The organism is Chitinophaga ginsengisegetis (genome assembly GCF_900168065.1).
Taxonomy (GTDB): domain Bacteria; phylum Bacteroidota; class Bacteroidia; order Chitinophagales; family Chitinophagaceae; genus Chitinophaga; species Chitinophaga ginsengisegetis.
In genome coordinates this window covers 1356535-1371616 of the sequence record NZ_FUZZ01000001.1, presented here as the reverse complement: position 1 = coordinate 1371616, position 15082 = coordinate 1356535, and the positions used below count along the sequence as shown (strand labels likewise).

Annotated in this window: 12 protein-coding genes; 6 read left to right on the top strand and 6 right to left on the bottom strand. The window is 46.0% G+C overall.

Going from position 1 to position 15082, the window contains the following annotated elements:
• Positions 1-74 precede the first annotated feature (74 nt).
• Positions 75-2783, bottom strand: coding sequence for a cation-translocating P-type ATPase (locus B5Z18_RS05280; RefSeq protein ID WP_079468338.1), 2709 nt, complete (start codon positions 2781-2783; stop codon positions 75-77).
• A gap of 282 nt (positions 2784-3065) precedes the next feature.
• On the opposite strand from B5Z18_RS05280, the gene B5Z18_RS05275 reads away from it, so the two are divergent.
• Genes B5Z18_RS05275 through B5Z18_RS05265 form a run of 3 tightly spaced genes read left to right on the top strand, consistent with a single transcriptional unit; the run spans position 3066 to position 6322 of the window.
• Complete coding sequence (locus B5Z18_RS05275; RefSeq protein WP_079468337.1) at positions 3066-4022, top strand: 1-phosphofructokinase family hexose kinase; 957 nt, start codon at positions 3066-3068, stop codon at positions 4020-4022.
• On the top strand, positions 4019-5263 hold the full coding sequence (locus tag B5Z18_RS05270; protein ID WP_079468336.1) for an NRAMP family divalent metal transporter: 1245 nt from the start codon (positions 4019-4021) through the stop codon (positions 5261-5263). The genes B5Z18_RS05275 and B5Z18_RS05270 overlap by 4 nt, the downstream gene beginning before the upstream one ends.
• A gap of 54 nt (positions 5264-5317) precedes the next feature.
• Positions 5318-6322, top strand: a complete 1005-nt coding sequence (locus tag B5Z18_RS05265) for a zinc-dependent alcohol dehydrogenase family protein (RefSeq protein ID WP_200817200.1) — start codon at positions 5318-5320, stop codon at positions 6320-6322.
• 12 nt (positions 6323-6334) lie between these two features.
• On the opposite strand, the gene B5Z18_RS05260 is transcribed toward B5Z18_RS05265, so the two are convergent.
• Together B5Z18_RS05260 and B5Z18_RS05255 are read right to left on the bottom strand one after the other, a co-directional pair.
• Positions 6335-7465 (bottom strand): site-2 protease family protein, encoded by a 1131-nt coding sequence (locus B5Z18_RS05260; protein WP_159454202.1) that lies wholly within the window; start codon positions 7463-7465, stop codon positions 6335-6337.
• A 55-nt stretch (positions 7466-7520) separates the two neighbouring features.
• The gene (locus B5Z18_RS05255) at positions 7521-8342 is read right to left on the bottom strand and encodes a hypothetical protein (protein WP_079468334.1); all 822 of its coding nucleotides are present in this window, start codon (positions 8340-8342) and stop codon (positions 7521-7523) included.
• Between the two features lie 224 nt (positions 8343-8566).
• Here B5Z18_RS05255 and B5Z18_RS05250 point away from each other — a divergent pair, with 224 nt between their 5' ends.
• Complete coding sequence (locus tag B5Z18_RS05250; protein ID WP_079468333.1) at positions 8567-8959, top strand: hypothetical protein; 393 nt, start codon at positions 8567-8569, stop codon at positions 8957-8959.
• Here the strand turns inward: B5Z18_RS05250 and B5Z18_RS05245 are convergent.
• Both B5Z18_RS05245 and B5Z18_RS05240 read right to left on the bottom strand, forming a co-directional pair.
• Positions 8939-9997 (bottom strand): response regulator, encoded by a 1059-nt coding sequence (locus B5Z18_RS05245; protein WP_079468332.1) that lies wholly within the window; start codon positions 9995-9997, stop codon positions 8939-8941. The two genes, B5Z18_RS05250 and B5Z18_RS05245, sit on opposite strands and share 21 nt — an antisense overlap.
• Positions 9994-11589: a sensor histidine kinase gene (locus tag B5Z18_RS05240; protein ID WP_143313494.1), complete on the bottom strand. Its 1596-nt coding sequence runs from the start codon at positions 11587-11589 to the stop codon at positions 9994-9996. Before B5Z18_RS05240 ends, B5Z18_RS05245 begins: the two co-directional genes overlap by 4 nt.
• A gap of 170 nt (positions 11590-11759) precedes the next feature.
• Here B5Z18_RS05240 and B5Z18_RS05235 point away from each other — a divergent pair, with 170 nt between their 5' ends.
• Both B5Z18_RS05235 and ppsA read left to right on the top strand, forming a co-directional pair.
• On the top strand, positions 11760-12158 hold the full coding sequence (locus B5Z18_RS05235; RefSeq protein WP_079468331.1) for a hypothetical protein: 399 nt from the start codon (positions 11760-11762) through the stop codon (positions 12156-12158).
• Between the two features lie 24 nt (positions 12159-12182).
• Complete coding sequence (ppsA, locus tag B5Z18_RS05230; RefSeq protein WP_079468330.1) at positions 12183-14597, top strand: phosphoenolpyruvate synthase; 2415 nt, start codon at positions 12183-12185, stop codon at positions 14595-14597.
• A gap of 21 nt (positions 14598-14618) precedes the next feature.
• On the opposite strand, the gene B5Z18_RS05225 is transcribed toward ppsA, so the two are convergent.
• Positions 14619-15077, bottom strand: coding sequence for a pyridoxamine 5'-phosphate oxidase family protein (locus B5Z18_RS05225; RefSeq protein ID WP_079468329.1), 459 nt, complete (start codon positions 15075-15077; stop codon positions 14619-14621).
• Positions 15078-15082 lie beyond the last annotated feature (5 nt).

The window sequence follows — 15082 nt, the reverse complement described above, 5'->3', positions numbered from 1 at the left end:
TTAGAAAATGGAAATGGAAAAATGCGCTCTCCGGAATATGGAGAGCGCATTTTTTTATTTGTTGCGTATCGTTATCAGATGGTTATTTTCATTTTCTTAATGATCCTTATAATAGCTACCGTTAGTATGGAGTATAATAATATAATGCACCAGTCTCCCTGGCTAATCGCAGTTATACCTAAAATTCTTTTTACCGGCATAATCCAATAAGCGGCTAATGACAGCCCAATGCAGCCTCCTATGGAGTACCATATAGCCGGGTTACGGAACACATCTGTTTTATGGAAAGGGATGTCTCTCTTAAAAGTCATATTAAGCACCTGGAACAACTGGGAGAAGATCAATGTATAAAAGAGGATATTATTGTATACCAGGTTATTCCATTTATCATTGTAGTGAAGTATCAGATGACTGGTAGCTACTGCTCCCAAAGTAGTAGCCGTGATTACAAATGAATAAACAAAAATGGCAGTCCATCTTTTTCTATCGATAATGAGGGTTTCAGGGGGATAAGGCTTTCGTTGCATAATTGAACCACCGCTGTTGCTGACTCCCAGCGCAAGTGCCGGCATTGAATCTGTTATGAAGTTAATGAACAGGATCTGCAGCGGGAAAAGCTGGAACGGCAGGTTAAACAGCGCACATATGGCAATTACAAGCAGTTCGCTTAAGTTACACGATAATAGAAAGATTACGAATTTCCGGATATTTTCGAAAATGATTCTTCCCTGCCTGATAGCGGAAACAATGGCGGTAAAGGCATCATCTTTCAGTACCATATCTGCTGCTTCCCTTGCCACCTGTGTTCCTCTCAGGCCCATAGCAATACCAATATCTGCTTTTTTCAGAGCCGGAGCATCATTTACACCATCACCGGTCATGGCTACTATCATTTTCTCATCCTGTAAAACGCTGACCAGGTGTTGTTTTTGTTCCGGGCTTACCCTGGCAAATACGCTGGTTCTCAGCCATTGCGCCCTGTCTGATGCCGTTAACTGGTTATAGGGCTTCATGGAACTGCCCAACATTACATCTTCTCCGGGAGTGGCTATTCCTAATTGCAGTGCAATATTTTTTGCGGTTTCCGGATGATCTCCCGTAATCATGATCACCCTTATCCCTGCATTTTTACATTCTTTGATTGCTTCTGTTACACCGGCTCTTGGAGGATCGCTGAAGCCAATAATTCCGGCCAGCGTCAAGTTATGCATGAAAGATGGCTCCTGCTTTGATGTTTCCCGGTAGGCAAATGCCAGCATACGGAATCCGGATTGCGCATGTTTAGTGGCAATAGCTTTCCATTCTTCTTTTTGTTTTTCACCCAAATGACTTTTACCGTTTTCATCAAGTACAGAAGAGCAATATTTCAGTATATCTTCCACAGCTCCCTTTGCAGCTATATAATAAAACGGATCCTGCTCTTTGCTTTTGTGCAGGGTTGCCATAACCCTTGTTTCGGAAGAGAAAGGTATTTCATCTGTTTTGCTGAATTGTTGCTGATACTGCACTGGTTTCATCCCGGATGCGTGTATCATTTTAAGTAAAGCTATCTCCAGGGGATCGCCGGAGGCGCTTGCTTCATTACCATTGAGTTGATAGCTGGCCGTATTGCATAATGCGGATATACGGCATAAATGAGCGTAAGCGGCTGTTCCCGGGATGCTGTTATTTTCCATCCAATGCATGGAGGTACCTGCGACATTGATCCGGACACGGGCGGAAAGGCTTCCCGCCTGAATAAGGGACACTTCAATTTTATTTTGTGTAAGCGTACCCGTTTTATCGGTGCAGATAACATTCGTTCCTCCCAGTGTTTCTACGGCAGACAACTTTTTTACAATGACATTATGCCTGGCCATCCGCAGCATGCCAAAGGACAAAGCAAGTGTAGTTACAACGGGCAGTCCTTCAGGAATGGCTGCAACGGACAATGCTATTGCTATTTTTAACACGGTTGTAACGGGCGTGCCGTAAAAGATGCTCCCGGTAAATATGGCGACAATCAATCCCAGGGTTATCCAGATCAGCTTTTTACTCAGGATCCGGACTTTTTTCTCTAGCGGCGTAGCTACCTGTTCTGCCTGTTGAACGATACCGGCAAGTTTGCCGAGTTCTGTTTTCATACCGGTATTCACAACAATAGCAAAGCAATTGCCTTTCGTAATAAAAGTACCTTTGTACAGCATGTTGCTTCTTCCAGATAGTGGGATCTTTTCCGGCAGGAGGTTGTGGCCTTTATCTACCGGAAAAGATTCGCCGGTGAGCGTTGATTCATCAACCTGAAGTTGATTGGCGTTGATAATCCTCGCGTCGGCAGTCACCATTTCCCCGCTTTCTGCAAACAGCAGGTCACCGGGTACGAGTAATTCAGATTTTATTTCCATCATCTCTCCGTCCCGGATAACTCTCGCCTGAACAACACTCATTTTTTTTAGCGCTTCCATGGAACGGTGTGCCTGGTATTCCATCCAGAAACCAATTGCGGTATTCAGGATCATCACCATCAGGATGGCAAAACCATCCAGCCATTCTTTAAAAAAGAAGGAAAGAATGGTAGAAACTCCCAGCAGCAGTATAAATGGACTGGTAAACTGCCGGAGTAATATTAGTAATGGTTGCGTGTTTTCAGATGTGGTGATGCTGTTATAACCGTGTTTGGCCAATCTTGTTGCAGCTTCTTCCTTTGTTAACCCCCTGATAGGATCTGTGGAAGAAACTTTAGCAATAGTTTCACCTGATAAGGCCCAGTAATTACCAATTTTTTCTATGTGAGACAGCGGCATCTTTCTTGTTTTTCATCAGCAGACAGCGCCGGTACAGCAGCGCATCAATAGACATCAACTTTATTCACCGCAAATGTTCCTTAAAGATATCTGCACGGCAATGATACCCGTCAGAAGATCCGGTGATATCCGTCATATCAAAGATGGCAGGGTCATTTCCTGTACTCCTGATGAAGATCAGCGCGATTACTAATTCCCGTCATTGCAGCCGGAGAAGGCAGCGGGTATCTTTGAAGTGCTGCTCATAAAAGCAGATTGCTGTTTCATTTAAATTTAACTGGTATGTCCGCAATTGTCACCATTACATTAAATCCCGCAATAGATAAGAGTACAAGTGTTCCTGTACTGGTACCCGAAAGAAAGCTGAAATGCAGTGTGCCTCTTTTTGAACCAGGCGGCGGTGGCGTTAACGTAGCCAGGGCCATTATACGGCTGGGCGGCGACGCAAAGGCGGTGTACCTCGGGGGAGGGCACAGCGGTAGATTTTTCGAGTCACTGTTACGTGCAGAGGGTGTTCCGGGAATATCCGTTCCCATTGCAGGGCACACCCGGGAAAACCTGATCCTTACAGACAACAGCAACCATGCGCAATATCGTTTAGGCATGCCTGGGCCGGTGGTTGACACTTATGAGTGGCAGCACTTGCTGGAAGTGATCCGGCAGATGGAAGGGATAGAATATCTTGTTGCCAGTGGCAGCTTGTGTCCAGGTGTGCCGCCGGATATATTTGCCTCTTTCAGCGCTATAGCAGCCATCAAGGGGGCCCGTTTTATTGTAGATACTTCGGGCGATGCATTAAAGGAAGCCCTGCGGGAAGGAGCCTACCTGGTTAAACCCAATATCAGGGAGCTGGCAGGCTTTGCAGGCGCAAACACCCTTAATGCAATGGAAATTGTGGATGTGGCCAGGGAGATCATCAGCAAGCATCGCTGTGAAGTAATAATAGTATCTATGGGAGAAGCAGGGGCGATGCTGGTAACAGCAGATCTTTCGATAAAGGTACCCGCGCCTGTGGTCCGCAGGGTGAGCACGGTTGGCGCCGGAGACAGCATGCTGGCCGGCATTGTTTATAGCCTGTTTGCCGGCAAGGATATCCTTGAGGCCGCGCAGTTTGGAGTTGCCTGTGGTACAGCAGCCACGTTAAATCCCGGTACAGCGCTATGTAAGAAGGAAGATGCGCTGATACTTTTTGAAGAGGTACGCAGGAAGCAATCATTAACCACGGGTATTAAAAGATGAAAATTGAAGGAATCAGAAAGGCATTTAAAACATTAGGTCCCGGTCTTATTACCGGTGCAAGTGACGACGACCCCTCAGGAATTGCCACCTATTCCCAGGCTGGTGCCGGTTTTGGTCTTTCCACATTATGGACGGCATTGTTCACATTTCCTTTGATGGCAGCCATGCAGGGAATGTGCGCCAGGATAGGTCTTGTAACCTCGCAGGGACTTACGGCCACTCTCAAACAGTATTATCCGAAGCCTATTCTTTATGGAATGCTGCTGTTCAGTTTTCCAGCTATTACGTTGAATATCGGGGCGAACATCCAGGCTATGGGAGCAGTTTGCCATATGATACTGCCGGCTGTTCCGGTATCTGTGTTCTGTGTGGCGATTACACTTTTGCTGATGGTGGTTATCATACATTATCCCTATCAGAAAATTGCGATGATCCTGAAGTGGCTTTGTACTTCCCTGTTGCTGTACATTATTGTTCCTTTCCTTTCAGATCAGAACTGGAAACTGATCGCAAGGGATACTTTTATTCCGGTGATCCGCTACGACAAAGAATTCTTCTCTATCATTGTAGCTATCCTGGGAACCACTATTTCTCCTTATCTCTTTTACTGGCAAGCAAATATGGAGGCGGAAGACAGGCTGCATAACCATATAATTGTGGTGGATAAGAAGATATTAAATAGTATGAAGGCAGATGTCAATACAGGCATGCTGTTTTCCAATGTTGTGATGTTCTTCATTATTCTTACCACCGGTACGGTACTTTTCCCGGCAGGTATCCGGCAGATTGATACGGTAGACCAGGCTGCCAGGGCACTGCAGCCGCTTGCGGGCAACCTGACCTATCTCATTTTTGCGGCCGGGGTACTTGGAACCGGTTTGCTGGCAGTTCCGGTACTGGCGGGCGCGCAGTCTTATATGCTGGCAGAGACACTGGGCTGGGAGGAAGGACTGGATAAGAAATTTGCACAGGCAAAACCTTTTTATATATCCATCATTATTTCGCTGCTGGTAGGTTTGTTGCTCCAGTTTTCGGCTGTAAGTCCACTCAGGGCTCTGCTGTATACGGCTATTGCGTATGGTTTGACGGCCCCCGTTTTAATAGCGGTTGTTTTGCATATCGGCAATAATAAAAAGATTATGAAAAGCAATACTAATTCGTGGTTTTCTAACCTTTTAGGCACTATAGCGTTAATAATAATGACTGCAGCAGCAATAGCGCTAATCTATTTCCTGCTGTAGTAAAACTTAAATCACCGAGCTGATAATCCCCGGTTGACAGTTAAAATTGCTACGATGAGTATCCAAAATATGCAGGCAATGGTGTTCACCCAACCAGGTACACCGCTTCAGCTTAAAACGCTTCCTGTTCCTGTTCCGGCTGCCGGTCAGGTGTTAATAAAAGTAATCGCCTGCGGGGTTTGCAGAACAGACCTGCATATACTTGACGGAGACCTGCCGCCGGTGCTGCTCCCGGTTATTCCCGGTCATGAAATAGTTGGAGAGGTGGTTGAATTGGGAGAAGGCGTTACGCTGCTGAAGCAGGGCGATAAGGTGGGGGTACCCTGGCTGGCCCACACATGTGGCCATTGTAAATATTGCATGCAGGGGCAGGAGAATCTTTGTGAAAATGCACTTTTTACAGGATATAGCGTGAACGGCGGCTATGCGGAATATACAGTCGCCTGGGAAGCATTCTGTCTTACATTGCCTGCTGTTTATGATAACGCAGCCGGTGCGCCTATGTTATGTGCCGGATTGATTGGGTTCCGTTCCTGGCGGATGATGAATGAACATGCGCAGCATATTGGGATGTATGGTTTTGGCGCAGCCGCGCACATTCTCACTCAAATTGCAACGTTCCAGTATAAGTCGGTATATGCTTTCACAAAACCGGGCGATGGCGCCGGTCAGCAGTTTGCCCTGGAAATGGGTGCAACATGGGCCGGCAGTTCCCTGGAAGCGCCACCTGTAAAGCTGGACGCTGCCATTATTTTTGCGCCGGACGGCAGCCTGGTGCCTATTGCATTATCTCACCTGGACAAGGGCGGAACGGTGGTATGCGGAGGAATTCATATGAGCGGCATCCCGGGTTTCCCTTATAGTATGCTTTGGGAAGAAAGAGTTATTAAATCCGTAGCTAACCTTACACGGGAAGATGCAACGCTTTTTTTCGGGATAGCGCCACTGGTGCCTGTCACCACATCTACACAGCTCTTCCCGCTGCACCAGGCAAATGAGGCACTGGAAAATCTGCGGGCCGGAAATATTAAAGGTGCAGCTGTATTGGTAATGCCATAGTTGTAAAAAAAATTAGCCGGTCTGCAGGAATTTATACATGGCGCCACTGTGATTATGTTCTTTCAGATTTGTATCATGAACTGTCAGGTATTCTATAATATTTTGCATATTAACGGTCCCGGTTATCCGGCCCTCAGACACTACCGGTAATGCCGCTGCTCTATTTCCCGAAAGCTTGTCAATCACTTCTGTCACCGGACTTTCCGCATCAAGCTTTGGCACATTGGCTGTCATGAGTTGCCTGATGGTTTCTCCGTGCTTTCCTCCTGATAGCGCGCGAAGGATAGTACTCCGCTCAATGATACCCGCAACAGTTGCCTGATCCATTACAAGGAAATATTTGTCCTGGTGCAGCAGCATTTTTTCAGCAGCCTCGCCAATGGTCATGCCTGCAGGAAAGGAGCTATAAGAAGTTGCCGCCAGATCCTTTAAATGCAAACCTTTTGCTGCTGTTTTCAGGTAAATCAGTTTTTCCTCGCCCGCTCCGCTGGCTATAATAAAAAGACCGATAAGCATCAGGATAATATCAAAAATAATCAGCCCGGCTACGATAAACAGGGCTGCTATTACCCTGCCTGTAAAGGCAGCTATGGCGGTTGAGCGGGTTGTGTCCATACGCAGCTCCAATATTCCTTTCAGTATTCGTCCGCCATCCATAGGAAAGGCCGGGATCAGGTTAAATAAAGCCAGCATGATATTAACAACATACAGGTAATAGAGAAAATTGCCCCGGTCTACAGATTCGATTACTTCCGCTGCTTTCCAGAATGGTGGATATCCGGAGATGAAAGGGAGCAATATCAATGCGATCAACAGGTTTACCATGGGGCCGGCCGCACTCACAATAATTTCGGGTACCGGTTTGTCGGGCATTTTTTCCATAGCGGCAATACCTCCTATTGGCAGCAGCGTAATACTTTTGGTGTGAATACCATACCTTCCTGCTGCCAGTGAATGGCCAAGTTCGTGAAGTACTACGCATGTGAATACGGCAATAATCGCCATTGCTGACCACAATATTTCGCTATTTGCTGTTCCTGTGGCACTTTGTATAAATAATATCAACGCCACAAACAGCCCAAAAGACCAATGCAGGTAAATGCCGGTATGTTTGACAGTGAATAATTTTAAACTGTTTTTCATTTCGTAATATTTAACTAACCAGGTAATCAGACAACAGTTACGAATGATGAAGCGATCAACGGTGTGCCGTGAAAACCGGTATCTTATGTTCATTCAGTATTCCGGCCACAAAACTCTTTTTAAACAACTGCGATAGTTCAGACCGGGCAAAAGATCCGCAAACCAACAAGGGAGCATCGACGGCTGTAAGCCAGGTGTCAAAATATTTTGCCGGCGTAGCCTCCAGCGTATGGATGGTGAGATCTGTGAAATGCCTTGTTACCAGTTCCTCTATAGATGAAAGGTCCGGAATGGCTGCTTTTTTCTTTGATGTTGCGTATACCAGGATAGTTTTTTTATTGGAGAACTCCGGGAAAAGGTAACAAAAGCTTTTAATGGCGAAAGCTGCATTTTCGCTGCCATCGTAGGCAAGGACAATACTTTCAGGAAAAGCCGATTCTTCAGGTATCAGCAAAGAAGGGCATTCTGCGTCATGTACGGCCATCCTGAGATATTCATTGGGAAGTTCCATGCTGATGTCTTCAAAGAATTTGCCGCTGTCCAGTATCAGCAGGTCTGTGAAACGGGTTTCTTTCTTCAGCTCATACATGGCGGCGTCATAAGGGTGTTTGTGAACGCGGTATTCAATGTGCCGTTTGATACATTCCTGCTCAAATGTTTTCACGTTTTGCGCTATCTGCTCTGCGGTATATGCTTCCAGCGTAGGTATAAATGCAGTGCCTCCTCCTGGTGAATAACTCCAGGAAGCAGAAAGATCTACCCGGGGTAAAAATGCGCCGGTCAGAAGAATGGGTTGTATCTCATTGAGCCGGGAAGCGAATTCAAAGGCGCCTTTAGCGAAATGAGCGCCATCAAAAGCCAGTAATATCTTTTTCATACATCGGTTTTGCAATAAAAGTACACGCTTGTGTTTCGGGGAAAAATGATTTCCGGCAACCCATGTATTGATCTTAATCAGGTGGGAAAAATATGATGAGGATCAGAGAAAGGACTAACAACTGTCATTTGAAACAGGATAGAAAGGAGAGTATATTCGGGTATAGGAAGTTGGCAGGAAAATAACAGATGTCCTATAACCATGAATATATAAAAAAGCAGACGATGAAAAATGAGTTGTGTGAAATGCTGCATCAAAATGAAGCCTGGAAGGAAATATTAAAGCAACTGGAAAATGAGAATATCTTCTTTAAAACAAAATTGACAGATATTCTGACAACAGATCTCCCCAAGGTGCAATTGGCACACCTGGAGTTTTTCCAAAGCAGGTTTCTGAAAATGGATAGCCGGATAGGTTTACTCCGGCATGAGATCCGGGAGTATACCATTTTGCTGAAACAGCAGACAGGTAGCCTGGAGCAGGAGTTCCTGAACCGGTATAAGAACCTGAGGGAAAACATCTTTTCCATCCGGGAAAGCTTTCAGCTTTTAAGGGCTGACTTTCAGGACTATTTGTCGGATGCGTTTCCGGGTATTTCAGCAAAGCATATTGGATAATTTCTTTTCATCCAGGAGCACTACGGCGCCATCCCTGATGTCAATCAGTTTTTCATCGCGGAAATCACTCAGTGTGCGGATAAGCGACTCTGTAGCGGTACCTGCAATAGTTGCCAGGTTTTCGCGGCTCACGTTGATGATGAAAGGTTGCTCTTTTTGAGGATTGTATTTATTGTGAAGACTGATCAGCGCATCGGCCACTTTTTTTCGAAGCGAATTGTAGGCAAGCCCCAGCAGCTGCTGCTCTTTTGCGGCTACATTTTTGGCCAGCATGCGGATAAGCTGAACAGCTATTTCATGATTATTATGAATGAGTTCTTCAAAGTCGTTGAGCGGAATCATGGCTACTTCGCTTTCCTCCATTGCAATGGCTGTTTCCTTGTAAAGGCCGCCTTCCAGTAAAGCGGTGTAGCCAATAAAGTCGCCGGCGGTGAAAAGATCTATGACCAGCTCTTTACCAAGATCATTGGTTTTTATCGTTTTTATTTTACCACGTTGCAGATAGAACAAGCGGGTAGGGTGATTGCCTTCCGTGTAAATAGCCTGCTTCTTTTTAAATTTATCAATATTCCTTCCTTCTGCCAGCGCTTTCAGCGACTCTTTACCGGTGGCCTCGTACATCAGCTTGTTCAGTCCCTGCAGATCAGGCGCAAAATGTTGTTTTCTGATAGCTGCTTTTTTCAACCGTCTTTCTATGGCATCCCATAATTCAGTTCCGCTGAATGGTTTGGTGATATAATCATCTGCTCCCATTCCCATTCCTTTGCGAAAATCGCCTCGTTCAGTTTTGGCGGTCAGGAAGATAAACGGGATATCTTTCATTTCTTCGTGCTGTTGCATCAGGTGCAACACGCCAAAGCCATCCAGCACGGGCATCATAATATCACATATCACCAGGTCGGGCTTGTGGCTGAGGATCATTTCCACTCCGATCTTACCATTTTCTGCCGTGATTACATTATACCCCGCTATAGCAAGAATATCCACTGTATTTTCACGTAATTCCTCATTATCTTCAATTAATAAAATAGTTTTCATGACTGATAGGGGATGTTTTTAGCATCTAACTGAAAATTAATTGTAAAGGTAGTACCCGCATTGAGTTCACTTTCGCAGGAAATGCTGCCGTTCATCAATTCGGTGTATTTATTTACAATATGTAACCCAAGACCTGTTCCCTGTATATTACTTACATTGGTGCCCCGGTAAAATCTTTCGAAGAGATGTTGCTGATCTTCGTGCGACATACCGATGCCGCTGTCCTTTACGGTGAGCGAAAAAGCATGGTTACTTTTCACCGTAAAGATCTCTATCACACCATCGGACTTTGAAAATTTGATAGCATTTCCCACGAGGTTCATGGTAATATGCTTAAGCAACGAAGGGTCCAGCAATACTGTTGGCTCCCCACTGTGGCGGTATTCAATTACCTGCTTTTCTTTGGCCAATTCCTGCATCTCCTGTATGATGTTATTGAAATAGTCTTCTATGTCGAAATCAGCAAGACGAACCTGTACTTTCCCTTCCTCAATTTTACCTACGGAGAGGAAATCGTTCAGGGTATCGGTCAGCAAAGTCACCGAGTTAACAATCCGTTGTATATGTTTGTTCCGGGTTGGCTGGTCTTTTTCTTCTGCATAATGTTTTACCAGGAATGCAGAAGAAAGGATGGTGCTGAGGGGAGTTCTGAACTCATGGGAAGCCATAGATACAAAACGTGACTTCAGGTCTCCCAGTTCTTTTTCTTTACTCAATGCTACCGTCAGTTCTTCTTTTGATATTTTGAGTTGCTCCAGCGCTTTTGTGAGCTGCTGGGTGCGTTCTTCCACCATGCCTTCCAGCTCATCGTTCAGTCTTTCTATCTTTTCTTCCGCCTTTTTTCTTTCTGTAATATTATTGAGATAGGCGATTACAAAGTGTCCTTCTTCGTTGGCATAATGACTAAGACTGATTTCCACCGGGAATTCTGACCCGTCTTTCCGAACGGCAAACAGGTCCATGCCAATACCCATAGGCCTGCTTTGGGGGTGGGCGTTGTAGCGGTTCCTGTGTTTTTCATGCCTGTCATGAACGCGCCTGGGAATAAGCACTTCCACTTTATGACCTAACAGTTCTTCCCGCCTGTATCCAAACTGGTCAAGGGCGAAGTCGTTGATCAGTATAATTTCCCCCTGTTGATTAGTTACCAGGATACCTATGCTGGCATAATCGAACAGGGCGCCAAAGCGCTCCAGCTCCCTGTTAAGCTGCTGCTTGAATTTGCGGTCTGTAAGGGAATCCGTGATGCGGAAAAAGCAATATTCTTTATTGTTATTACGTAGTAATATTTCTTCATAAAGCCCCTGAAAGGTTTCTCCCCGGATGTTTTGCCATTGGCGCTCTTTGGTCAGAAGATTATCTTGTGCTGCCTGTGCACTGAAACTGCCTCTACCCAGCTGATTCTGGTCAATCAGTAATTCAAGTTCAGCATAATCATCTGTTCCCAGCATTTTCATGCCGGCGTCATTGATATAAATCAGCTTACCGTTTTCCAGTTCCCTTATAGCTACAAGGCCCGGCATACGTTCCATGATAGCGGCAAACATTCCCAGTTGAAAATTGATGTCCAGATCGCTGATAGAAAAGCTCATAGGCTTACATAGTAGTTGTTACCGGCGGAAAGATAAGGATTTTATCTGTTTGAATCAAGATCAGGGCGGCGAAACAAGGGGATATGACCGCTATCATACGGCCGGCTGACTGATCTCATTTTGGGAGAACCAGCCGTGGGCTAATATTGTAGTAACATAAACTTTTTATCATGGATATCTATATTAGTGAAGAAGCTGTGGTAGGGGATATACAAAAGAGGTTCAGGGAATTTTACCCCTATCTCAGGCTGGCATTTTACCGCAACCCGCACAGAACGGGGGAATGCTCACCTAAGGAGGAAGCGGTGCCGCCTGAAACGCCTATCGATAAGATCAGGATGATACATAATTCCGGATGGCTGGACGTTAGCTATTACCGGCGGGCGGCAGCAGTGGAACACGACTTCAGCCACGAGTTTGGTTTGAGTGCGCAGATCCTGCGCAGGTGTGGCGACTTGTGGCTGGAAACCACCACCACTGATAACTGGACACTGGAAGAATTGAATATCGCCGGCCGGCCGGTAGAACGGCAGCGATTCCGGCTGCCGGATGAAATGGAAGAAGAATAGTATTTACTGGTTAAAAACAAACTTATGAACGATATTATCAGGAACTTCTCAGCTATCAGGATCACTGATACAGCGATTGTAGGCGGTAAGAACGCTTCGCTCGGTGAAATGACCGTTACCCTTACCGGAAAGGGAATTAAAGTGCCGGAAGGATTTGCCACAACAGCTGCTGCCTTCTGGATGTACCTTGATATTAATGGTATACGGCAATCGTTGTTACAGCTGATGCAGCAACTGGACCGGGAAACATTTTCAAATCTGGCAGAAACAGGGGCTGCCTGCCGTAAACTCATACTGGAAGGAACGATACCAGCGGAAGTGGAAAGAGAGATTTTAAGAGCCTACAACGTGCTTGGCAAAGGGGCTCCGGTAGCAGTGGCTGTCCGGAGCAGCGCAACAGCGGAAGACATGCCAGAGGCCAGTTTTGCGGGGCAGCATGAGTCGTACCTGAATATCAGGGGAGAGCAGGCGCTATTAAAAGCAGTACGCCGCTGCTTCGCCTCTCTGTATACCGACAGGGCCATTAAGTACCGGGAAGATAACGGCTTCGAGCACAGCAAAGTAGCCCTTTCTGTAGGGATACAACTGATGGTGCGCACCAATGGATCCTGTTCGGGGGTTGGATTTACGCTGGAGCCGGAATCGGGTTTCCGGGATGTAGTCCTGATATCCGGTATTTGGGGATTGGGAGAAAATATTGTGCAGGGAACCGTGGCGCCGGATGAATTTTATGTTTTCAAGCCAACGTTATTAGAGGGGAAACAGGCTATCATACAAAGGAAGTTGGGGGATAAAGCTAAAACGCTTTGTTTTTCCGATGATCCCAATGCTGAAGAAAGTACGGTGAATACGGAGACACTGCTGGAAGACCGGCAGCGTTACGTGTTATCTGATCCGGAAGTATTGCAGCTGGCCCGCTGGGCGATGCAGATAGAAGAGCATTATAATTGCCCGATGGACATAGAGTGGGCCAGGGATGCTGTTACCGGGGAATTATTCATATTGCAGGCCCGCCCGGAAACGATCCATACAGCGAAGAAGCCGCAGCAGCTGAAAATCTATAAGTTGCGGGAGAAGGGAAATTGTCTTGTAACAGGAGAAGCTATCGGTGAAAAAATGGCTACCGGCATAGCCCGTGTATTGCAATCGCCTGCCGATATCGGGGAACTCCAGCCTGGTGATATTGTGGTGACTGACAATACCAGTCCGGACTGGGATCCTGTACTGAAAAAAGTGGCTGCTATTGTAACCAATACCGGCGGAAGAACCAGTCATGCCTCCATAGTGGCCAGGGAGCTGGGAGTACCGGCTATTGTTGGTGCAACGGATGCCACGCAGAAGATCAGGGACGGCGCTGCAATTACGGTATCCTGCAGTGAGGGAAAAATAGGGTACGTATATGAAGGAGCATTGCCATTTGAAGTAATAGAAATGGATCCTGGAAATATAGCGTTGCCGGAAAGTACAGAGGCATGTTTGATTATCAGCGACCCCGATAAGGCCTTCCAGTTGTCGTTTTATCCCAACGATGGAGTAGGCTTGCTGAGAATGGAATTTATTATTACGCATGCAATAGGTATTCATCCGATGGCCCTGGTGAAATATGATGAACTAAAGGATAAAGCCGCGTGGTCGGCGATAACCGAAAAAACTTTACTTTATCCTGATAAGAAGAAGTTCTTTGTCGATAAGCTTTCGCAAGGTATTGCCACTATTGCTGCTGCCTTTTACCCCAAAGATGTAATTGTGCGGATGAGTGATTTTAAAACCAATGAGTATGCGCAACTGCTGGGAGGAAAAGAGTTTGAGCCGTTGGAAGAAAACCCTATGCTTGGGTTCCGGGGCGCTTCCCGGTATTATCATCCTTTGTATAAAGAAGGATTCGGGCTGGAATGTGCCGCTATAAAGATGGTAAGAGAGGAGATGGGATTAACAAATGTGAAGGTGATGATACCTTTTTGTCGTACAGTGGAAGAGGGCAGGAAGGTGCTGAATGTAATGGAGTCGTTTGGTTTACGGCAGGGAGAAAACGGTCTGGAAGTTTATGTAATGGCGGAAATACCTTCCAATGTATTGCAGGCCGCTGCCTTTGCTGATATATTTGACGGATTCTCCATCGGTTCAAATGACCTCACACAACTTACCCTGGGAATAGACAGGGATTCGGCGCTGGTATCCGATCTTTTCAGTGAAGAGGATGCTGCTGCGCGGATGATGATCAGTATGATGATAACTGCTGCAAAAAAAGCGGGCGTGCGTATCGGACTTTGTGGTCAGGCGCCTAGTGACCTCCCTGATTTTGCGGCTTTTCTCGTGACACAGGGCATCACCAGTGTTTCTTTTAACCCCGATGCTTTACTGAAAGGAATTGCCAATATCCGGAAAGCGGAAGATGAATATGGCATCAATAACAAAAATGCGTTACCCGTTTTAATTTAAAATAGTTGACCGGCAGGCAGATCAGATGCTTTCAAACCTGCCGGTTTTTTCAGTAATCCTTATCCGGTAAACAATAGGCCGGATAATATTTTCAGGCATTCTTTCCGTTGCTATTTCCTCATGCATGTCGGATACTCCTGCGGTTTCGCTTACCTGCAGATGTGCCAGCCGGCTTACAAGGAACTTCATGGCGTAAAATCTTTCCTTCGGATCTGTTATCTCTTCATAATCTCCCCATAAAACAACACTGCGCCAGTTTGCCATATCGGTAATTTCATCCACCTGAAAACAAACATGCGGGTGCTGCCGCATCATATCAATTTTCATCCCTTCCCTGGAGTGTATTACCAGGTAGGCATTATTGAAAGCATAACTAACAGGCACTATATATACTTTTTGCCCATCGGTACATCCGATGCGGCCTGTTACATTTTTGGCCAGTACCTGGTCAATCTGATCTAAGTTTAATTTGCCTAACATAAAGT

What these genes read in the sequence shown, in the direction of transcription:
- B5Z18_RS05280 (WP_079468338.1), bottom strand. Translation starts at nt 2,783, where the DNA reads ATGCCGCTGTCTCACATAGAAAAAATTGGTAATTACTGGGCCTTATCA.
- B5Z18_RS05275 (WP_079468337.1), top strand. Translation starts at nt 3,066, where the DNA reads ATGTCCGCAATTGTCACCATTACATTAAATCCCGCAATAGATAAGAGT.
- B5Z18_RS05270 (WP_079468336.1), top strand. Translation starts at nt 4,019, where the DNA reads ATGAAAATTGAAGGAATCAGAAAGGCATTTAAAACATTAGGTCCCGGT.
- B5Z18_RS05265 (WP_200817200.1), top strand. Translation starts at nt 5,318, where the DNA reads ATGAGTATCCAAAATATGCAGGCAATGGTGTTCACCCAACCAGGTACA.
- B5Z18_RS05260 (WP_159454202.1), bottom strand. Translation starts at nt 7,465, where the DNA reads ATGAAAAACAGTTTAAAATTATTCACTGTCAAACATACCGGCATTTAC.
- B5Z18_RS05255 (WP_079468334.1), bottom strand. Translation starts at nt 8,342, where the DNA reads ATGAAAAAGATATTACTGGCTTTTGATGGCGCTCATTTCGCTAAAGGC.
- B5Z18_RS05250 (WP_079468333.1), top strand. Translation starts at nt 8,567, where the DNA reads ATGAAAAATGAGTTGTGTGAAATGCTGCATCAAAATGAAGCCTGGAAG.
- B5Z18_RS05245 (WP_079468332.1), bottom strand. Translation starts at nt 9,997, where the DNA reads ATGAAAACTATTTTATTAATTGAAGATAATGAGGAATTACGTGAAAAT.
- B5Z18_RS05240 (WP_143313494.1), bottom strand. Translation starts at nt 11,589, where the DNA reads ATGAGCTTTTCTATCAGCGATCTGGACATCAATTTTCAACTGGGAATG.
- B5Z18_RS05235 (WP_079468331.1), top strand. Translation starts at nt 11,760, where the DNA reads ATGGATATCTATATTAGTGAAGAAGCTGTGGTAGGGGATATACAAAAG.
- ppsA (WP_079468330.1), top strand. Translation starts at nt 12,183, where the DNA reads ATGAACGATATTATCAGGAACTTCTCAGCTATCAGGATCACTGATACA.
- B5Z18_RS05225 (WP_079468329.1), bottom strand. Translation starts at nt 15,077, where the DNA reads ATGTTAGGCAAATTAAACTTAGATCAGATTGACCAGGTACTGGCCAAA.